15 protein-coding genes are annotated in these 17,233 nt (G+C 74.1%); 7 read left to right on the forward strand and 8 right to left on the reverse strand.

Annotated elements, in window-relative coordinates:
- Nucleotides 1–24: 24 nt before the first annotated feature.
- From ACH4SL_RS03305 to ACH4SL_RS03315, 3 genes are all read right to left on the reverse strand, one after another.
- The gene (locus ACH4SL_RS03305) at nucleotides 25–1,656 is read right to left on the reverse strand and encodes a transporter (protein WP_398441642.1); all 1,632 of its coding nucleotides are present in this window, start codon (nucleotides 1,654–1,656) and stop codon (nucleotides 25–27) included.
- Nucleotides 1,653–2,510, reverse strand: a complete 858-nt coding sequence (locus ACH4SL_RS03310; protein ID WP_398441643.1) for an ABC transporter ATP-binding protein — start codon at nucleotides 2,508–2,510, stop codon at nucleotides 1,653–1,655. Before ACH4SL_RS03310 ends, ACH4SL_RS03305 begins: the two co-directional genes overlap by 4 nt.
- A 157-nt stretch (nucleotides 2,511–2,667) precedes the next feature.
- Nucleotides 2,668–3,402, reverse strand: coding sequence for a bifunctional DNA primase/polymerase (locus ACH4SL_RS03315; protein WP_398441644.1), 735 nt, complete (start codon nucleotides 3,400–3,402; stop codon nucleotides 2,668–2,670).
- A 351-nt stretch (nucleotides 3,403–3,753) separates the two neighbouring features.
- Here ACH4SL_RS03315 and ACH4SL_RS03320 point away from each other — a divergent pair, with 351 nt between their 5' ends.
- Nucleotides 3,754–5,133, forward strand: coding sequence for a transcriptional regulator (locus ACH4SL_RS03320; RefSeq protein ID WP_398441645.1), 1,380 nt, complete (start codon nucleotides 3,754–3,756; stop codon nucleotides 5,131–5,133).
- A 283-nt stretch (nucleotides 5,134–5,416) separates the two neighbouring features.
- Complete coding sequence (locus ACH4SL_RS03325; RefSeq protein ID WP_398441646.1) at nucleotides 5,417–6,907, forward strand: hypothetical protein; 1,491 nt, start codon at nucleotides 5,417–5,419, stop codon at nucleotides 6,905–6,907.
- Between the two features lie 29 nt (nucleotides 6,908–6,936).
- Here ACH4SL_RS03325 and ACH4SL_RS03330 read toward each other — a convergent pair whose 3' ends face one another.
- Complete coding sequence (locus tag ACH4SL_RS03330) at nucleotides 6,937–8,196, reverse strand: ABC transporter substrate-binding protein (protein ID WP_398441647.1); 1,260 nt, start codon at nucleotides 8,194–8,196, stop codon at nucleotides 6,937–6,939.
- A 160-nt stretch (nucleotides 8,197–8,356) separates the two neighbouring features.
- On the opposite strand from ACH4SL_RS03330, the gene ACH4SL_RS03335 reads away from it, so the two are divergent.
- Nucleotides 8,357–8,803 (forward strand): hypothetical protein, encoded by a 447-nt coding sequence (locus ACH4SL_RS03335; RefSeq protein ID WP_398441648.1) that lies wholly within the window; start codon nucleotides 8,357–8,359, stop codon nucleotides 8,801–8,803.
- Between the two features lie 45 nt (nucleotides 8,804–8,848).
- Complete coding sequence (gene purU / locus ACH4SL_RS03340; RefSeq protein WP_398441649.1) at nucleotides 8,849–9,727, forward strand: formyltetrahydrofolate deformylase; 879 nt, start codon at nucleotides 8,849–8,851, stop codon at nucleotides 9,725–9,727.
- Nucleotides 9,728–9,874: 147 nt separating this feature from the next.
- On the opposite strand, the gene ACH4SL_RS03345 is transcribed toward purU, so the two are convergent.
- Together ACH4SL_RS03345 and ACH4SL_RS03350 are read right to left on the reverse strand one after the other, a co-directional pair.
- The gene (locus ACH4SL_RS03345) at nucleotides 9,875–11,263 is read right to left on the reverse strand and encodes an MDMPI N domain containing protein (RefSeq protein WP_398441650.1); all 1,389 of its coding nucleotides are present in this window, start codon (nucleotides 11,261–11,263) and stop codon (nucleotides 9,875–9,877) included.
- Complete coding sequence (locus tag ACH4SL_RS03350) at nucleotides 11,260–11,844, reverse strand: sigma-70 family RNA polymerase sigma factor (protein WP_398441651.1); 585 nt, start codon at nucleotides 11,842–11,844, stop codon at nucleotides 11,260–11,262. Before ACH4SL_RS03350 ends, ACH4SL_RS03345 begins: the two co-directional genes overlap by 4 nt.
- A 301-nt stretch (nucleotides 11,845–12,145) precedes the next feature.
- Here ACH4SL_RS03350 and ACH4SL_RS03355 point away from each other — a divergent pair, with 301 nt between their 5' ends.
- Both ACH4SL_RS03355 and ACH4SL_RS03360 read left to right on the forward strand, forming a co-directional pair.
- Nucleotides 12,146–12,514, forward strand: coding sequence for an STAS domain-containing protein (locus tag ACH4SL_RS03355; RefSeq protein ID WP_398441891.1), 369 nt, complete (start codon nucleotides 12,146–12,148; stop codon nucleotides 12,512–12,514).
- 356 nt (nucleotides 12,515–12,870) lie between these two features.
- Nucleotides 12,871–13,332, forward strand: coding sequence for an ATP-binding protein (locus ACH4SL_RS03360; protein ID WP_398441652.1), 462 nt, complete (start codon nucleotides 12,871–12,873; stop codon nucleotides 13,330–13,332).
- Between the two features lie 60 nt (nucleotides 13,333–13,392).
- Here ACH4SL_RS03360 and ACH4SL_RS03365 read toward each other — a convergent pair whose 3' ends face one another.
- Nucleotides 13,393–14,430 (reverse strand): GlxA family transcriptional regulator, encoded by a 1,038-nt coding sequence (locus ACH4SL_RS03365; protein ID WP_398441653.1) that lies wholly within the window; start codon nucleotides 14,428–14,430, stop codon nucleotides 13,393–13,395.
- Nucleotides 14,431–14,500: 70 nt separating this feature from the next.
- On the opposite strand from ACH4SL_RS03365, the gene ACH4SL_RS03370 reads away from it, so the two are divergent.
- Nucleotides 14,501–15,829: an MFS transporter gene (locus tag ACH4SL_RS03370; RefSeq protein ID WP_398441654.1), complete on the forward strand. Its 1,329-nt coding sequence runs from the start codon at nucleotides 14,501–14,503 to the stop codon at nucleotides 15,827–15,829.
- A 122-nt stretch (nucleotides 15,830–15,951) separates the two neighbouring features.
- Here the strand turns inward: ACH4SL_RS03370 and ACH4SL_RS03375 are convergent, their stop codons facing one another.
- Nucleotides 15,952–17,133, reverse strand: coding sequence for a flavin-containing monooxygenase (locus ACH4SL_RS03375; RefSeq protein WP_398441656.1), 1,182 nt, complete (start codon nucleotides 17,131–17,133; stop codon nucleotides 15,952–15,954).
- Between the last annotated feature and the right edge of the window lie 100 nt (nucleotides 17,134–17,233).

Consider the following 17,233-nt stretch of genomic DNA (forward strand, 5'->3'; position numbering starts at 1 on the left):
TGCGAAGGGGGAAGCCACCGCCGGCTAGAGGCGGACCGCCGCGAGGATCTCGGGGAGGCGCCCGAGGAGCCGGGGAGCGGAGAAGCGGAGCGCAACCGCGGCGAGGGCCGCACCGTAGGGGACGCCGACCGGGAGGGCGAGCCAGAGCAGCCCGTGGTGGCCGGTCGCGTGCAGGACGATGACGGGCACGAAGACGGGAAGGCACAGCACCGCCGCGGTGAGCATGCCGCCGATCAGGTTGAGCGCCGCGAGGCTGCTCTGGCCGGGCGCCGCGGTGCCGAAGGGGTTGTCGTGCGGGAGCGCGTACGGGTAGCGCACGCTCGCGACGCACCCGGTGGCGACGAGCGCGCCCAGGAACGCGTACGACACCCCCAGCGTCTCGGCCAGCGAGCCGGCCTGGCCGAGGACCACCGCCGCGCCGACGGTCACCACGGTGACGTAGGGCACGGCTATCGCCGCGACCGCGAGCGCCCGCCCGCGCAGCTCCAGCTCCGCGTCACGGCGGTCGGCGACGGCGGCCGCGACCGTCCAGAAGGCGGAGCCGTCCGTCCCGAACAGGTTGAACATCTGCACGCCGAGCAGCCCCGCGGCCCACAGGCACTGGTAGACGCTGCCGTCCTGGAAGACGGCGACGGCGGGCAGCAGCAGGCCCACCGCGAGCCCGGTCACCAGCGACGCCTTGGCGCGTGGCTCGCGCCACATGTAGCGGAACTGCCGCTGCACGACCGTGCCCGTCCGCCCCTCGGGCAGCCGCGGCCAGGGCAGCCGCCTGCCGCCGGTGCCCTGCGCGCGGCTCGCGGATTCCTCCGGGGCGGCGGCGATCGTGGACGCGTCGGGGGAGACCATGAGCCGCACCAGGCTGTGGTGCCACCAGCGCAGCACCGCCGCCACCGCGACCGCGGTCAGGGCGAGTTGCAGGACGGCCAGGCCGTACGCCCCGCGGTCGGCGGAGCGGACGGCGTCGACCGCCGTGCCGGGCGGTATCCAGCGGACCACGGACAGCGCGGAGTCGGCGTGCTCCAGGCCGTCGCCGCCGGACAGCGAATCCGCGCCTATCCGGATCAGCTGCGCGCCTATCGCCACGAAGACCCCGCTGAGCACCGCGAGATCGCGGCCCTTGCGGCTGGTCAGCAGCCGGGTGTTGGCCGCGGCCACCGCCCGGGAGAGCGACACGCACAGCGCGAGGACCAGCAGCGCGGCCGGGACGGCGACGACGGCGGCCGCGGCCCCGTACGCGAGGGAGACGACCGCGCCGGTGGCCAGCAGTGCGGTGAGCAGCGGGCCGACGCCGACCAGCGAGGAGACGAGCAGCGCGGTCAGCAGTGGGCGCGGGCGCAGCGGCAGCATCGTCAGCCGGGTCGGGTCGAGGGTCTCGTCGCCGCCGAAGAAGAAGAGCGGCACGACCGCCCATCCCACGGCGAGCACCACGGCGGCGGTGACGGCGACGGCCGGCGCGTGCGCGTTGTGCCGCATCGACAGCAGGCCCGCGGTGTTGGCGAGCGTGAAGATCAGGGCAATGCCGACGCCGACGCACCAGCCGAAGGTGCGCCCGGTGGACTGGCGCAGCCCGTTGCGCATGAGCGACAGCTTGAGCCGGACGAAGACGGCGGTCACCGACGAGGGGGCCGCGGGCGGGGGAGCGGTGGCGGCGGTCATCGCGCGCCGCCGCCCAGCCACTCCAGGCCCTCGCCGCCGGAGCGGTCGGCGCCGACCAGCGACAGGAAGGCGTCCTGGAGGCTGCCGGACTCGCCGCGCACCTCGGCGAGGGTGCCGCGCGCCACGATCCGGCCCGCGGCCATGACGGCGACCCAGTCGCACAGGCTCTCCACCAGCTCCATCACGTGCGAGGAGAAGACCACCGTGCCGCCACCGCCGGTGAAGCGCTCCAGCACCCCGCGGATGACCTGCGCGGACACCGGGTCGACGCCTTCGAAGGGCTCGTCGAGGAAGAGGACGTCGGGGTTGTGCAGCAGGGCCGCGGCCAGGCCGATCTTCTTGCGCATGCCGGTCGAGTAGTCCACCACCAGCTTGTGCTGGGAGCCGGTCAGGTCCAGCACGTCGAGCAGTTGGGCGGCGCGCCGGTCGGTCTCGGCGCCGGGCAGGCCGCGCAGCCGCCCGGTGTAGGCGAGCAGCTCGCGCCCGGACAGCCGCTCGAAGAGCCGCAGGCCCTCGGGGAGCACGCCGATCCTGGCCTTCACCGCGACCGGGTCCGTCCACACGTCGTGGCCGTGGATCTGCACCAGGCCGTCGTCCGGCCGCAGCAGCCCGGTGATCATGGACAGCGTCGTCGTCTTCCCCGCCCCGTTCGGGCCCACCAGCCCGACGAACAGGCCCGCGGGCAGGTCGAGATCGACCCCCGCCACGGCGGCCTGCGTGCCGAACTGCTTCCACAGCCCGCGCACCCGCACCGCCGGGACGGGCCCGTCCTCCTGCCCGCCGGCCCCTTCGGCGCGATTCCCGTAGTACGGCAGCGGCGCGCCCCGCTGTGCTTCCTGCTTCGGCTCGGCCATCCTCTGCCGCCTCCCCCTGCCCCGTGCCCTGCTCCGCGGCTTCCCACGGACAACGACACCCTAGACGGCACCACTGACAGTGACCGTCTCTCGCGTTCGGTGACGATCGCGGGAGACGGCGTCCGTCGGCACGTCCGGAGGCGGGGGAGGCGGCGGTTCAGCGCCCCCGCGCGGACGCCAGGGCGAGATCGCCCGCGGCGCCCGGCGGGCCCGCGCCCGGCCGTCCGGCGCCCGCGCCGGCGTCCAGGGCCTCCATCGCCTCGCGGGCGCACGCGTAGGCCAGCGCGCCGAGCGCCTCCGTCGCGTCCGGCAGCCAGCGGTTGGCGGGAGTGGGCCGCCGGGCCCACATGACCATGCCTGCAGGAACGGTTCTTGTGGGCGGGGCGACGACCCAGCCGCCCCGCCCCAGGACCGAGAGGTCCAGCGACGCGGGCCGGCAGCCGAAGCTGCGCAGCGTGTCCGGCACCTTGTCCCCGCTGCCCGGCAGGACGAAGAACATTATCCGGCGGCCCGGGGCGCCGAGCACCGGCCCGAGCGGCAGGTTTATCCGCTCGCTGCGGGCCAGCGCCAGACAGCCGGCGTTCTCCGAGACTTCGAGGACGTCGAAGGAGCGCCCGGTGGGCAGCAGCACGGACGCGCGAGGCTGCTTCTGCCACATGTGCCGCACGGCCGGAACCGCGCCGCTCGCCTGGGTCACCCAGTCGGGGCGCATGGGGTGTGCGCCGGGTGCCGGGCAGTCGGCCGCGCTGCAGGAGCAGCGGTCCGCACCGGCGGAGTCGGTCTCCAGCCAGGCGCCGGGGAGGACGTCCCACTGGCGTTCCTCGACGTAGCGGACAGCCGCCTCGGCCGGATCACCGGCGCGCTGCGGCAGGGATGAGGTGCTTTTGTCCACGCGGAGCACAACAGCCCCTCGCTGCCCGGGGTTACGGGCGGTCGCGTGCCGGGTCATGGCAGGCGCACGGATGCACTAACGGGGGCGCGTGCGGGCAGCGGGGCCCGGTGACGGGTAGTCAGTGGGAGAGGCATCGGCGCTTGCCGGTGAAATCCCGCAAAGCGGGGCATTTCCCGGTCAAGGACTGGGAAAGTATCGCCCAGCGGAGCCGCACAGCCATGCGGGACCGGACCACCGGGCGATGCGAACGCCCGCCGGGCACACCGCAGTCGGGCCGCGGCGTACCGCGCCGCGGAGCCGTAAACGGACGTCGGTCACCGGGACGGGTCGACGAGGACGAGGGGGACAACCATGGCCGCACGACCACTTGTGGCGCGCCAGCCCAACGAGCGGCTCCAGTCGCTCATCCAGGAGGCCGGCTGCTCCAACGCCGGACTCGCCCGCAGGGTCAACATGTGCGGGGCCGAGCACGGCCTCGACCTGCGCTACGACAAGACGTCGGTGGCGCGCTGGCTGCGCGGGCAGCAGCCGCGCGGCAGGGCGCCGGGCATCGTCGCCGAGTCGCTCGGCCGCAAGCTCGGCCGTGCCGTGTCGATCGAGGAGATCGGCATGGCGGACGGCAAGAACCTGGCGACGGGCATCGGCCTGCACTTCTCGCCCACCGTGCTCGGCGCGATCGAGCAGGTCTGCGAGCTGTGGCGCAGCGACGTCGGCCGCCGGGAGTTCCTGACTGGCTCCACGGTCGCCGCCTCCGCACTGGTGGAGCCCAGCAGGGACTGGCTGATCACCCGCCCCGACCAGGGCGTGGCCCGCAACGGCGGCGCAAGGGTGGGCGCTTCGGACGTCGAGGCGGTCCGCGCGACCACCCAGGCGCTCACCGACCTGGACCACCGCTTCGGCAGCGGCCACGTCCGGCCGGTCGTCGTGCACTACCTCAACAGCGTGGTGTCCGGCCTGCTGGCGGGCAGTTACCGGGAGTCGGTGGGCCGCGAGCTGTTCTCCGCGGTGGCCCGGTTGACCGAACTGGCCGGGTACATGGCGGTGGACACCGGCCAGCCGGGCCTGGCGCAGCGCTACTACATCCAGGCGCTGCGGCTCGCGCAGGCCGCGGGCGACCGCGGGTACGGCGGCTACATCCTGGCCGCCAGCATGAGCCACCTCGCCGCGGCCCTCGGCAATCCCCGGGAGATCGCCCAACTCGCCCGCGCCGCACAGGAAGGCGCCAGGGGCCAGGTCGGGCACACCGCGGAGGCGATGTTCTACGCGGCCGAGGCGCGCGGCCACGCGCTGCTCGGCGACGCGCGGACCTTCGCGACCGTCGCCGGCCTCGCGGTCGGCGCCATGGAGCGCTCGCAGCCGGACCAGGACCCGGCGTGGATCGCGCACTTCGACCACGCCTACCTCGCGGACGAACTGGCCCACTGCCACCGCGACCTGGGCCAGGCCGCGCCCGCCGCCCGGCGCGCGGAGGAGGCGCTGGCCGCGCATCCGGTCAGCCGCACCAGGCGCCGCGCCATCGACATGCTGCTGCTGGCCGACGCGCAGGTGCAGCAGCGCGAGATCGAGCAGGCCTGCCACACCGGCACCCAGGCGGTGGCCCTGCTGTCCGGGCTGCGTTCGGACCGCGGCGCGGAATATCTGGAGGACTTCCGCCGCCGCCTCGACCCCTTCTCCGCGGAGCCGTCGGTACGGGAGTTCGGCGCCCGGCTGGAGGCTCAGGAGGCCGCGTGAGGGCGGGGGCGGGCGGTGCGCACCGTCCGCCGGCCCGTCGCGCAGGAGCCGCGTGAAACGGTGAACGGGCAAGAGCACACCCAATCGTTACCGTACCGACACCGTTTTCACCGGCGCGCCCAAAGTGCTGGAAATCCCGGCGCCGCGGGCCTTCGCGGCGCTGCGGACCACCGGCCCGCGCTGCCGCCGGGCGCTCACGCGTTCGGGTCCGTGGCCCCCTTGCGCGTTCACCGGGTAGCGTGTGCGCTCGTCCGACACTTGGTGAAGGCGGGAGTCAACGGCGATGCACAGCAGCGGACGCGGCGAGGAAACGCCCGAACCGTACTCAGGCGCCGTCCAGCCCACCGGGCAGCAGCAGGCCTACGGAGGGCACGTGCAGCCCGCTGCGGGCACCCCGTGGGGCGACCCGGCAGGGGCCCCGGGCATGCAGCCGCAGCCCCCGCAGCAGCCCGTGGAGGCCGCGGACGCCACCCAGATGCTGCCGCCCTACCCGGGTGCGGGCCCCGCCGTCGCGCCGCCGCCCATACCCGCGGCCCCGCCGCAGGCCCCCGCGCCCTTCGCCGGCCAGGCCCCGCAGCCGCCCGCGCAGGGCCCGTTCCCGGGTCTGGCGCCGCAGCCGCCCGCGCAGGGGCCGTTCCCCGGTCTCGCCCCGCAGCAGCCCGTGCCGGCCGCGGAGGCCACCCAGATGCTGCCGCCCTATCCGGCGGGCGGTCCCGGCGAGCCCGCTCCGGCCGAGGCCACCCAGCCGCTGGCGGTCTTCCAGGAGCAGCAGGGCTACGACGAGTACGGCCGCCCCGCGGCGGCCCCTGAGCAGTTCCCGGACCAGGCCGCGTACCCCGGCCAGGCGCCCTACCCGGACCAGCAGTCGTACGGCGGGCAGCAGCAGTACACCGACCCGGCCGCCTTCGACCAGCCCGTGCAGCCGGACAGCGACTACGACCACCTCTTCCGCAGCGACGTCCCCGGCCCCGAGCCGATGCGCCCGCGCATCCTGCAGCCGCCGGGCGACCGCTCCCCGCAGGGCGGCCACCCGGGGCAGCAGTGGCAGCAGGGCCACGGCGACGGCGGTTACCAGGGCTACGACGGCTATGACGGCTACGACGACGGCGGGGACGACGGCGGCCGCCGGATCTCGCCCAAGGTGCTCATCGGCATCGTCGTGGCGGGCTGCGTGGTGGCCGGCCTCGTCGTCGGCGGCATGATGAGCGGCGGTGGCGGCAAGTCGAAGGCGGACGCCGACCGGCCGTCCGCGACCGCCGCGGGCGCCCCCAGCGGCACGGCCGACGGCGACAAGAAGGCCGGCGCGGGCGCCGACACCGCCGAGGCGCAGGCCAAGGCGCTGGACTCGCTGCTGGCCTCCAGCGGTGCGAGCCGCAGCTCGGTGGTCAGCGCGGTCGAGTCGATCAGGGGCTGCAAGAACCTCCCCGGCGCCGCCGCCGACCTGCGGGCCGCCGCGACCCAGCGCGACGGCCTGGTCACCCAGCTCGGCGCCCTCTCCGTCGACAAGCTCCCCAAGCACGACGAGCTGACCACGGCGCTGACCAAGGCATGGAAGGCGTCCTCGTCCGCCGACGGCCACTACGCGGCATGGGCCGACCAGGCGGCGGGCAACGCCGACGTCTGCAAGGGCGGCCACGCCCGCACCACCGGGGAGGCGCAGGCCGGCAACAAGGAGAGCGGCACGGCGACCTCCCAGAAGAAGGCCGCCGTGAAGCTGTGGAATTCCATCGCCGCCACGTACGGCCTCACCAAGCGCCAGTACAGCCAGCTCTGACCCGCGCGGGCCGGCCGTGCCGGCCCGCGTCAGCCGGAGGCGGTCGCCGCCCGCAGGGTCGGGGCGACGTCCACGAACCCGGCCTTCTGCGGTACCAGCCGGCCGTTGGTGATCACCTGGTAGGTCACCTTCGCGTTGTTCAGCCGGACATGGTCGGGCAGGTTGAGCAGGTCGTTCTCCGTCCAGCCGAGGTCGGGGGTGAGCCCGCCGGTGGACAGCCCGGTGGTGGCGTCGAAGGCCCGCTGGACGGTCCTGGAGGTCACCGCGGTGCTCTTGTCCATCGCCCTGACCACCTCGGTGAAGGCGGTGTAGGCGATCCAGGTGGTCTGCGCGCCCGGGTCGGCGACGTCGATCCGGTCGTCGGAGAAGGCGTATTTGTCGACGACCGACTTCATCTCCGCCCACTTCGGGTCGGACGCCGGCGGATACCAGTCGGTGACGAGCGCGCCCTCCAGCGGGCTGTTCGCGCCGCCGGTGGCGTTCACCAGGGACTGCTGCACGCTGCCGATGACCGACGAGAGCCGCACCTTGGGCTTCTCGTCGCCGAGCCGGCGCAGCGAGTCGAAGAAGGTGCTGGTGTGGTCGCCGAGCACCGCGGACACGCAGCCGCTCGCCTTGTCGTCGCCCACCGCCTGTGCGGCGACACCGGAATACTCGGTGGCGTCGTCCTTGGCGAGCAGGTCGTGCGCAGGCGCGTGCCCCGCGGACTTCAGCCCCTGGTCGAGGAAGATCGGGAACTGGTCGCCGGTGATCGAGTCGGGGCGCACCAGCGCCACCTTCCGGCACTTCTCCGCGAGTTGCTCACCGCTGCCCGCGAGCAGCGCCGGCAGCCCGCCGTTGACCGGGTAGGACAGCGGGCTGAGGTACTCGTCCTGCGTGATGCCGTAGCCGCCGATGTACGGGATGTCGGTCGACGCGAGCGCCGTGGTGAAGGTCCGGCCCTGCTCGCTGTAGGAGCCGACGACGGCGACCGCGTGCGCGTCCGCGGCCTGCTGCACGCAGTTCGACACGGCGACGGCGTCGTTGCGCTCGTTGCACGTGAGGACCTTGAGCTTGCGTCCGTTCAGCCCGCCGTTGTCGTTGACGTACTTCTCGAACGCCTCGGCCATGGCCACCATGCCCGGCATGTTCGTGGCCTTTGTCCCTTGTGGTGCCCATGTCATCACTACGACGGGCCCCCGCGAGCCCGCCGAGCTGCCGGGAAGCACGCCGCACCCACTGAGCAGCGCACTTGTGGCCAGCAGCGGGACGACGGCACGGCGAACCCTGCGTATGCGCCTTTCAGTCATGGTTACGGAAGATGGTGGTCCGGGCCCAACGTCAGGGTTATCGCACGCAAACGGGCGGTCACTTTCAGGTGAATTACAGGTGGCGCAGTTCGACTGCGTACGATTGCCCGCCGTGCAAGGTTCCGAGAAGTCTTCCCGCCGCGGCCGTGTCTCCTCCACGATGGGAGGCATGCCTGTCAACGACATGCCGTGGTGGCGCTGGCGCAGCAATGTGCGCTCGGCGCTGCACATGATCAGCGATCCGGTCTTCCAGCGCGAGGTGTGGCAGGCCGGCCGGCCGGGCTACGGGGACGTCACCGACGCCGTCTACCGGCTGGTCGAGGACACCTGGCTCGACAACTGGTCGGCCGACAAGTACGTCGGCACCATATTCCGCGACGCCCAGGAGGCGGCGCTGGTCGACGTCGCGGTGCTGCGGGTGCTCAAGATCCTGCACCAGGTGGGTGCGGACGCGCCCGTGTCGGCCTACCTGGAGCACGACGGCTGGCCCGACGCGGTCCGCGCGGCACGCGACGCCCATGCGCTCATGGCGCGGGCGGACGGGGAGGATCCGGACATCGCGCCGCGCTCGCTGGAAGTCCTCGCCATCTACACCAGGTCCGCGTGACGGACATGGCGGCGCGCCGCGGGGCGGGTGTGCGAGGCTGAGCAGGTGACCGAACAGCCGCCCCGGCAGCCCGCCGACCCGCAGTACGTCCTGACCCTGTCCTGCCCGGACAAGCAGGGCATCGTGCACGCCGTGTCCAGCTACCTGTTCATGACCGGCTGCAACATCGTGGACAGCCAGCAGTTCGGCGACCGCGGAACGGGTCTGTTCTTCATGCGCGTCAGCTTCTCCGCCGAGCCGCCCGTCGACCTGGAGAAGCTGCGCGCCAGCTTCGCGGCGATCGCCGGCGCCTACCACATGGACTGGCAGATCCACCCGGCCGCGGAGCGTATGCGTGTCGCGCTCATGGTCAGCAAGTTCGGGCACTGCCTCAACGACCTGCTGTTCCGCGCGAGCATCGGCGCGCTGCCGGTGGAGATCAGTGCCGTGATCTCCAACCACACGGACTTCCGGGAGCTGTCGGGCTCCTACGGGGTGCCCTTCCACCACATCCCGGTCACCCGCGAGACCAAGGCGGAGGCCGAGGCGCGGGTGCTGGAACTGGTGCGTGCCGAGGGCGTGGAGCTGGTCGTGCTCGCCCGCTACATGCAGGTGCTGTCGGACGGTTTGTGCCGGGAACTGTCGGGGAAGATCATCAACATCCACCACTCGTTCCTGCCGAGCTTCAAGGGCGCCAAGCCGTACCACCAGGCCCACGACCGCGGCGTGAAGCTGATCGGTGCGACCGCGCACTACGTGACGGCCGACCTCGACGAGGGCCCGATCATCGAGCAGGAGGTCGAGCGGGTGGGCCACGCGGTCACCCCCGAGCAGCTGGTCGCCCTGGGGCGGGACGTGGAGTGCCAGGCGCTGGCCCGCGCGGTGAAGTGGCACAGCGAGCGCCGGGTGCTGCTCAACGGCAGCCGCACGGTCGTCTTCGCCTGAGGCTCGTCACCGGACGTCCACGCCGGACGTCCACGCCGGACGTCCACGCCGGACGTCCACGCCGGACGTCCACGCCGGACGTCCGGCGTCTGAGGGCCTGGGCCCGAGGGCCCGCTCGCCGTCCGCGGCCGGGGCGCCGCGTCCGCCTCACAGCCGGGAGAGCGACGCCGCCGCGTAGAGCACGTCCCGTACGACCTCGCGGTCGCCGTGCTGCCCGATCGCGATCCGCTCCGGGTCCAGATGGCCCGCCGCGAGCTGGCAGAACTCGACGGCGTCCATGGCCACCTCGGCCACCGCGTGGTCCTGCGAGGCGACCGCGCCCGGCGAATCCAGCGGCAGGCACCACCGGCCGCCGCCCGCGCCGTCGATCTGGAGCAGCAGCGAGCGGCCCGGCGCGCCCGCGTCGGCCAGCCGGGCCTGCGAGGCCGCGAGCCCCTGCCGCCGCCTGGCGGCCAGCGCGCCCGGCAGCATCCGCGCGGCCAGGTCGATCATCCGGTTCAGGTTGCGCGGCGCGGGAGGGTCGTAGGGATAGGCCACCGCCTCGGCGATGTCCGTCGCGTGGATCCAGCACTCGAAGGCCCGGTCCACGAAGGCGTCCTGCAGGGGCATCGTGACGGACCCGAAGTCGACGGCGATCCCGGCGGCCCCGGCGCCCGCGAAGGACACCCTGCGCAGCAGGGCGTGGCTCTGCCCGCGCCAGGTGTCGCGCAGCTCGGCGGACCGCGCGGCGTGCGCGCCCGGGCTGTCGGCGGCCGCGGCCCGCTGCGCCGCCCACAGCGCCTCGGTCCGCCCGACCGCGTCGAGTGGCGGCTCCGCGACCGCGCCGTCCTCCGCGCCGTCCTCCTCGCTCCCGGTGCCGTCGGAATTCCCGCTGTCGGCGGCGCCCGTGCCGTCCGGCAGGCGCGCGTCGGACAGGTCGAGGGCGACGGCGACGAGGCCGTCCACCGACGTCAGATGGGCGATGACCTCGCCGACGGAGGCCTCGCGCGTCACGGGCCGCCCGTTGTCGTACCAGCGCAAGGAGACCGGCTCCTGCCAGGACGACTCGCCCAGGTCGCGCAGCAGCGCGTCCAGCCGGGCCGCCTCGGCGTCGTAGGGGCCTGCCCACTCGGGCACCGGGATACGGGCCGGGCGGCGGCCCAGGCAGCCCTCCAGCACCCTGGCCCGCAGCAGCGGGTCGAGGTCGAGGGGCTCCTCGTGGTGCAGCAGGCCGACCGCGTCCCGCAGCCGCAGGGCCTCCTCCGCGCAGGCCGCGCAGTCGGTGAGGTGCACCTCGACCGCGAGCGCCTCGTCGCGCGAGCACGCGGCCAGCGCCCAGGCGCCGAGCAGCGACTTGAGGGTGCCGTGGTCGTAGAGCGGCAGCCGGGCCTCCTGGTCGGGCTCGGGCGCCGGCGCGGGGCCGTACGCGTCGTAGGGGCCGGGCGGCAGCGGGCGCGGGGCGCCCGGCTGGTCCCGCTGCTGCGGCACGCGGGGCAGGTCCTCGCCGCCGTCGCCGCCGTGCGGGCCGCCGCCGTTGCTGTAGGCCGCGCCGCTCACGGCTGCCCCCGGTGGTCCGGCGCGGCCGCGCCGGGGAGGCGGGCCTGCCGGACGTCGCCGGGCTCCATGGCCGTGGACAGCAGCTGGAGGCCCAGCCGCAGCCGGCGGCGCGACTCGTCGGCGCTCACCCCGAGGCCCGTGGCGGCGTCGCGGTAGTCCAGCCGCTCGCGGTAGGCGAGTTCGAGCGCGTCGCGCAGCGGGGCGGGCATCGACGTCACGATGAAGTCGGCGCGGGCGGCGGTGTTGGCCTCGCGGACCCGCGCCTCGACCTCGTCGGAGGTGGAGTGGCCGCGGCTGGCGTACTGCCGCAGCCGGTGCACGGACTGGCGCTGGGTGAGGGCGGCGAGCCAGGAGCGCAGCGAGCCGTGCTTGGGGTCGTAGTCGTCCGGATTCTCCCAGACGTAGCCGAAGACCTCACGGGTGATCTGGTCGGCCGCGTCGTCGTCGTCGAGCACCCGGTAGGCGAGGTTGTGCACCATGGAGGCGTAGCGGTCGTAGAGCTCGCCCAGCGCCGCCTCCTCGCCGCGCGCCAGCCGCTGCTGCATCTTGCGGTCCCAGCGAGGCGGTGCGGGTGTCGCCATCTGCCGCCCTCCTCCGCCTCGCCCTTGTGCCGCAGCCACCGTGCCGGCCGGGTGGCCGCTCTTCCCGACCGTACCCGTCGGGTGCCGCGGCATGCGTCCCTTTGCACCAACCTGGCCCTTCATGTGATCGCTTCTGTCGGTCTGTTATGCGGGTGTGACCGGAAGATTGCAGGGTTGCGGCTGTGAACGGGCATAGGGTCCTTGTGATGACGAAGCTGATACCGACGCCGGCACCGGCGGTGAGTCCGGCGGCGAGGCCGGCCGCGGCGCCGACCGCGAGGCGAGGTGCGCTCTTGTGCTGGTGACCCGGGCCGAACGAGACGGCTGGGCGGTGGTGACGGTCACGGGCGAGATGGACCTGGTCTCTTCCCCGGCGGTACGCCAGCAGGTGCACGACGCGGTCGCGGACGGGCGGCGCAACGTGGTGCTCGACCTGACCGCGGTGCGCTTCTGCGACTCCAGCGGCGTGGGCGTGCTGATCGGCGCCCGGCGGCTGATGCGGTCCTGCGCCGGGCGGCTGCGCATCGTGCTGCCCGCGGGCGGCCCGGCGGCGGACGAGGGCGCGCACGTCAACCGGGTGCTGGCGGCGCTCGGCGTGCGCCGGCTGTTCGAGGTCTACCCCGATCTGGCCGCCGCGACCGACGACTCCGCCCAGCCGCTGAGCGCCTGACCACCCTGCCGACCGCCCGTGACGTCCGATTACGGAGCGTCCGCTCGGAGTTGTGTCCGATGCGTGACTTGTCACGCCGTGGAGTCGGCTGCTGCCTCGGGTACGCTCCATCGGGTGCGCGTACGTCCCTGGTCCCGGACTGCCGCCCGGTTCTGCCGGGTGGTGGTGAGCCCTGGTCGGTCGACCGGTGCGACGCGGGGCACAGTATGCAGCACGCGTGCTCCGTTGCGCTGGAATATGACGGAAGCGCTTGTTGGGGTGACTGACGGTCAATCATGCTGTGGGGAGCCGGAATCACGCACGGTGATTCCGTGGAGGCATGAGGTCCGGTGTCCGCCGGTTCGGATGGTGTGAACGTGCAGATGCTGCAGGTGCAACTGGAGCTGGGCGTCGACCCCGCGGAAGTGGGGCGGGCGCGCCGCTGGGCGAGGTCGCGGCTGGTCAGGTCGGGGATAGGCGCCGACGAGCCGGTGGCCGAGACGCTGATCCTGCTCATCTCGGAACTGGTCACCAACGCCGTCGTGCACACCGGCTGCCCCGCGGTGCTGCGGATGCTCTTCTCCTCCGCGCCCGCCGCCCCGGTACGCGTCGAGGTCGCGGACTCCAGCGACGCGCCGCCCGCCCCGCGGCACGCCCGCAAGGACGACACCGGCGGCCGCGGCCTGGAACTCGTCGACGGGCTCGCCGACCGGTGGGGCTGGCAGCCGGAGGGCGCGGGCAAGCAGATCTGGTGCGAGGTCGACCGCGGCGCCGGTCCCGGCTGCCCCGCCCGGCCCGGCCCCGGCGAGCGCATCCTGCACGCGGCCGCCCTGACCTGACCCCTGCGGACCTGATCCCCGCGGACCCGGCTCCCGTCCGGGACCTCCGCCCCGGCCGGGTCAGCGCGGCGGCCCGGCCGGCTGGAAGGTCCGGCGGTACGCGGTCGGCGACACGCCCAGCGACAGCTGGAGGTGCTGCCGCATCGAGGCCGCGGTGCCGAAGCCTGCCTTCCCGGCGATCCGGTCCACGCTCAGGTCGGTCGACTCCAGGAGCTGCCGGGCCAGTTCGACCCGCTGCTGGGTCAGCCAGCGGCCCGCGCTCATGCCCACCTCCTCCCGGAAGCGCCGGGTGAAGGTGCGCACGCTCATCGACTCCCGCTCGGCCAACTGCCGCAGCGTGAGCGGCTGGTCGAGCCGGTCCAGGGCCCACGACCGGGCCCGCTCGGTGCTGGCGAGCTGCGGCTCGGGCAGCGGTCGGCGGATGAACTGCGCCTGCCCGCCCTCGCGGTGCGGCGGCACCACGGTGCGGCGCGCGACGCTGTTGGCCACCGCCGTGCCGCAGTCGCGGCGCACGATGTGCAGGCACAGGTCGATGCCCGAGGCCACACCGGCCGACGTCAGCACGTCCCCGTCGTCCACGTAGAGCACGTCGGGATCCACCGTGACCCGCGGGTAGAGCTGCTGGAAGTGGTCGGCGTGCATCCAGTGCGTCGTCGCCCGCCGCCCGTCCAGCAGCCCCGCGGCCGCCAGCAGGTAGGAGCCGGTGCAGATCGACACCACCCGCGCCCCCGGCCGTATCGCCGCGACGGCCCCGGCCAGCGGGGCGCTCAGCACCCCGCCCTCGTAGGCCGGGCCCACCTCGTGCGACGCGGGCACCACCACCGTGTCGGCCTGCGCCAGCGCCTCCAGGCCGTGCTGCACCACGACGGGGAAGTCGGCGTCCGTCCGCACCGGCCCCGGCGCGAGGCCGCACGTCACCGTCTCGTAGTACGGCACGCCGTCCTCGCTGCGGGCGGCGCCGAAGATCCGGTGCGGGATGCCCAGTTCGAACGGGATCACGCCGTCCAGGGCGAACACCGCGACCCGGTGGCGCCCGGGGTGGCGGAAGACGCCGGTGCCGCTGCACGTGCTGCCGGTTCGGTCCTCGGTTCGGCTCATGGCCCGATCCTTGCACATCATGGCCATCGGGCCACTCGCTGCCCGGTGCGGGCCACCGGAGACTGGCCCGGTGACGCAGACAACCTCCGAAACCGCACCCGCGCCCGCCACCGGCGGCGGCGCCGCTCCCGGCCGCCGACCGCGTCCGCACCGCGCCTGGGCCGTCGCCGCCACCACCTTCCTCACCCTCATCGGCGCTGCCGCGTTCGCCTCCCTCCCGGGTCTGCTGATCGACCCGCTGCACTCCGAATTCGGCTGGTCGCGCGGGATGATCGGGCTGGCCGTCTCGGTCAACCTCGCGCTCTACGGACTGACCGCCCCCTTCGCCGCCGCGCTCATGGACCGCTTCGGCATCCGCAAGGTGGTCGTCTGCGCCCTGCTGACCATCGCGCTCGGCGCGGCGCTGACGGTCTCCATGACGCAGGTGTGGCAGCTCATCATGTGCTGGGGCGTCCTGGTTGGCCTCGGCAGCGGGTCGATGGCGCTGGCCTTCGCCGCCACCGTGACCAACCGGTGGTTCGTCGCCCGCCGCGGCCTGGTCACCGGCATCCTCACCGCGGCGGGGGCGGCGGGGCAGCTGGTCTTCCTGCCGCTGCTGTCCTGGATCACCGAGAACCACGGCTGGCGGCCGGCCGCCACGGCGGTCGCCTGCGCCGCGGTCGCCGTGGTCCCCTTCGTCTGGCTGCTGCTGCGCGACCACCCCGCCGACGTCGGCCTCGCCCCGTACGGCGCCGCGGACTTCGTCCCCAAGCCGCCGCCGGTCACCGGTGCCGCCGGCCGTGCGCTGCGCGCACTGCGCCAGGCCTCGGGCACCGGAACCTTCTGGCTGCTCGCGGGCGCGTTCGCGATCTGCGGGGCGTCCACCAACGGGCTGGTCAAGACGCACTTCGTGCCGGCCGCGCACGACCACGGCATGCCCGTGACCGCGGCGGCGTCACTGCTCGCCGTGGTCGGCGCCTTCGACATCGTCGGTACGGTGGCCTCCGGATGGTTCACCGACCGCCTGTCGCCGCGCCGGCTGCTGGCCGTCTACTACGGCCTGCGCGGGATCTCCCTCATGTTCCTCCCCATGCTGCTCGCCGACAGCGTCCATCCGCCGATGGTGCTGTTCATCGTCTTCTACGGTCTGGACTGGGTGGCCACCGTCCCGCCGACGATCACCCTGTGCCGCGAGCACTTCGGCGAGGACAGCGCGATCGTCTTCGGATGGGTGCTGGCAGCCCATCAGGTCGGCGCCGCGCTGGTCGCCTATCTCGGCGGTGTGGCCCGCGATGCGTTCGGTACGTACGACCCCGTCTGGTACACCTCCGGTGCGCTGTGCGCGCTTGCCGCGCTGATGTCGCTGGTGGTCCGCCGCGCTCCGGTGGCCGCTCCGGCCGCGGTGGCTGTCGGTGTGTGAACGGACCGCCGTGCGCGGTCCGTTCCCGATCCGCCGCCGACCACTCGAACGGGTGAACGAATTCTGCGAGGTCGCAGGTCAGCTTCTACGGGACCGCAGGTCAGCTCCTGCGGGACCGCAGGTCAGCCGGGCAGCGACACCAGCAGCCGGGCCGCCGCGCGGGCGATCTTGCGGGCGTCGATCGCCATCTCGCGGAACATCCCGCTGATGGGGTTGGTGAAGCCCGTGAAGAACAGCCCCGGCGCGCCCTCCGGCTGCCGCGCCCCGTGCACCAGCGGCCGCCCCCGCCCGTCCAGCACGCCGAGGTGCCCGACCAGCGGTTCCAGCCCGCGCCGGTAGCCGGTCGCCGCGACCACCGCGTCCGGCGCGACGCGCGTACCGTCCGCGAGCAGCACCTCGCTGTCCTCGAACCGCTCGACCGCGGCCACGATCTCGACCCGCCCCGCCCGCACCGCGTCGATCAGCCCGACGTCCTGCACCGGGATCGCACCGTCCAGCACCCGCGCGTAGAGCCCCTCCGCGGGGCGCGGCAGGCCGTACCGCGACAGGTCGGGCACGCTCATCCGCTCCACGCGCGGGGCCACCTTGTCCACCAGCCGCGGCGGGAGCCGCCGTACCAGGATCCCGCTCGCCTGGGCCGGCCAGCCCGCGGTCGAGCGGCGCATGATGTGCGGCGGGGTGCGCACCGCGAGCCGGACCCGGGCGGCGCCGCCCTCGACGAGGTCGACCGCGATCTCGGCGCCGGTGTTGCCGATCCCGACGACCAGCACGTCCCGGCCCTCGTACGGCCCGGCGTTGCGGTAGCGGGAGGCGTGCACCAGCTCGCCGGGGAAGCCGTCGCGGCCGGGCCACTCGGGCACGTACGGCGTGTGGTTGTGGCCGGTGGCCACCACGACCACCGGCGAGCCCAGCACCCGGCCGCCGGTGGCCGGCAGGTCCCAGCCCTTGGCACCGCGCTCGACGCGGTCCACGGTGATGCCGGTCGCGATGTCGAGCGCGTGGTGCTCGGCGTACCGCTCCAGGTAGCGCACGACGTCGTCGCGGCCCACCCAGCGGCCGTACGCCCTGGGTATCGCCATTCCCGGCAGGGCGGAGAGTCTTCGGGTGGTGTGCAGATGCAGCCGGTCGTAATGGCCGCGCCAGGAAGCGCCCAGCCGCTCGGAGCGCTCCAGGACCAGCGGGCGGACGCCGCGCCGGCGGAGTGCGGCGGCAGCGGCCAGGCCGCCGGGCCCCGCCCCGATCACGATGGCGTCCGGCGTCGCGGCCCGGCCCGCTGCCGTGGTGGATGGGGTGGGTGCGGACATGCGGAACTCCTGGGCTGCTGCGGCCTACTGGGTGCGACGAGAGCGTAACCGGTGCCGCCACGCCGGCCGTCGCCTCCTTGCGCCTGCCCCCGCGGGGCGG

The sequence above is a fragment of the Streptomyces sp. NPDC021020 genome (genome assembly GCF_044333285.1).
Classification (GTDB): domain Bacteria; phylum Actinomycetota; class Actinomycetes; order Streptomycetales; family Streptomycetaceae; genus Actinacidiphila.

Excerpts from the sequence above, each read along its gene's own strand:
- ACH4SL_RS03305 (WP_398441642.1), bottom strand. The coding sequence starts at position 1,656 with ATGACCGCCGCCACCGCTCCCCCGCCCGCGGCCCCCTCGTCGGTGACC.
- ACH4SL_RS03310 (WP_398441643.1), bottom strand. The coding sequence starts at position 2,510 with ATGGCCGAGCCGAAGCAGGAAGCACAGCGGGGCGCGCCGCTGCCGTAC.
- ACH4SL_RS03320 (WP_398441645.1), top strand. The coding sequence starts at position 3,754 with ATGGCCGCACGACCACTTGTGGCGCGCCAGCCCAACGAGCGGCTCCAG.
- ACH4SL_RS03325 (WP_398441646.1), top strand. The coding sequence starts at position 5,417 with ATGCACAGCAGCGGACGCGGCGAGGAAACGCCCGAACCGTACTCAGGC.
- ACH4SL_RS03330 (WP_398441647.1), bottom strand. The coding sequence starts at position 8,196 with ATGACTGAAAGGCGCATACGCAGGGTTCGCCGTGCCGTCGTCCCGCTG.
- ACH4SL_RS03335 (WP_398441648.1), top strand. The coding sequence starts at position 8,357 with ATGGGAGGCATGCCTGTCAACGACATGCCGTGGTGGCGCTGGCGCAGC.
- ACH4SL_RS03350 (WP_398441651.1), bottom strand. The coding sequence starts at position 11,844 with ATGGCGACACCCGCACCGCCTCGCTGGGACCGCAAGATGCAGCAGCGG.
- ACH4SL_RS03365 (WP_398441653.1), bottom strand. The coding sequence starts at position 14,430 with ATGAGCCGAACCGAGGACCGAACCGGCAGCACGTGCAGCGGCACCGGC.
- ACH4SL_RS03375 (WP_398441656.1), bottom strand. The coding sequence starts at position 17,133 with ATGTCCGCACCCACCCCATCCACCACGGCAGCGGGCCGGGCCGCGACG.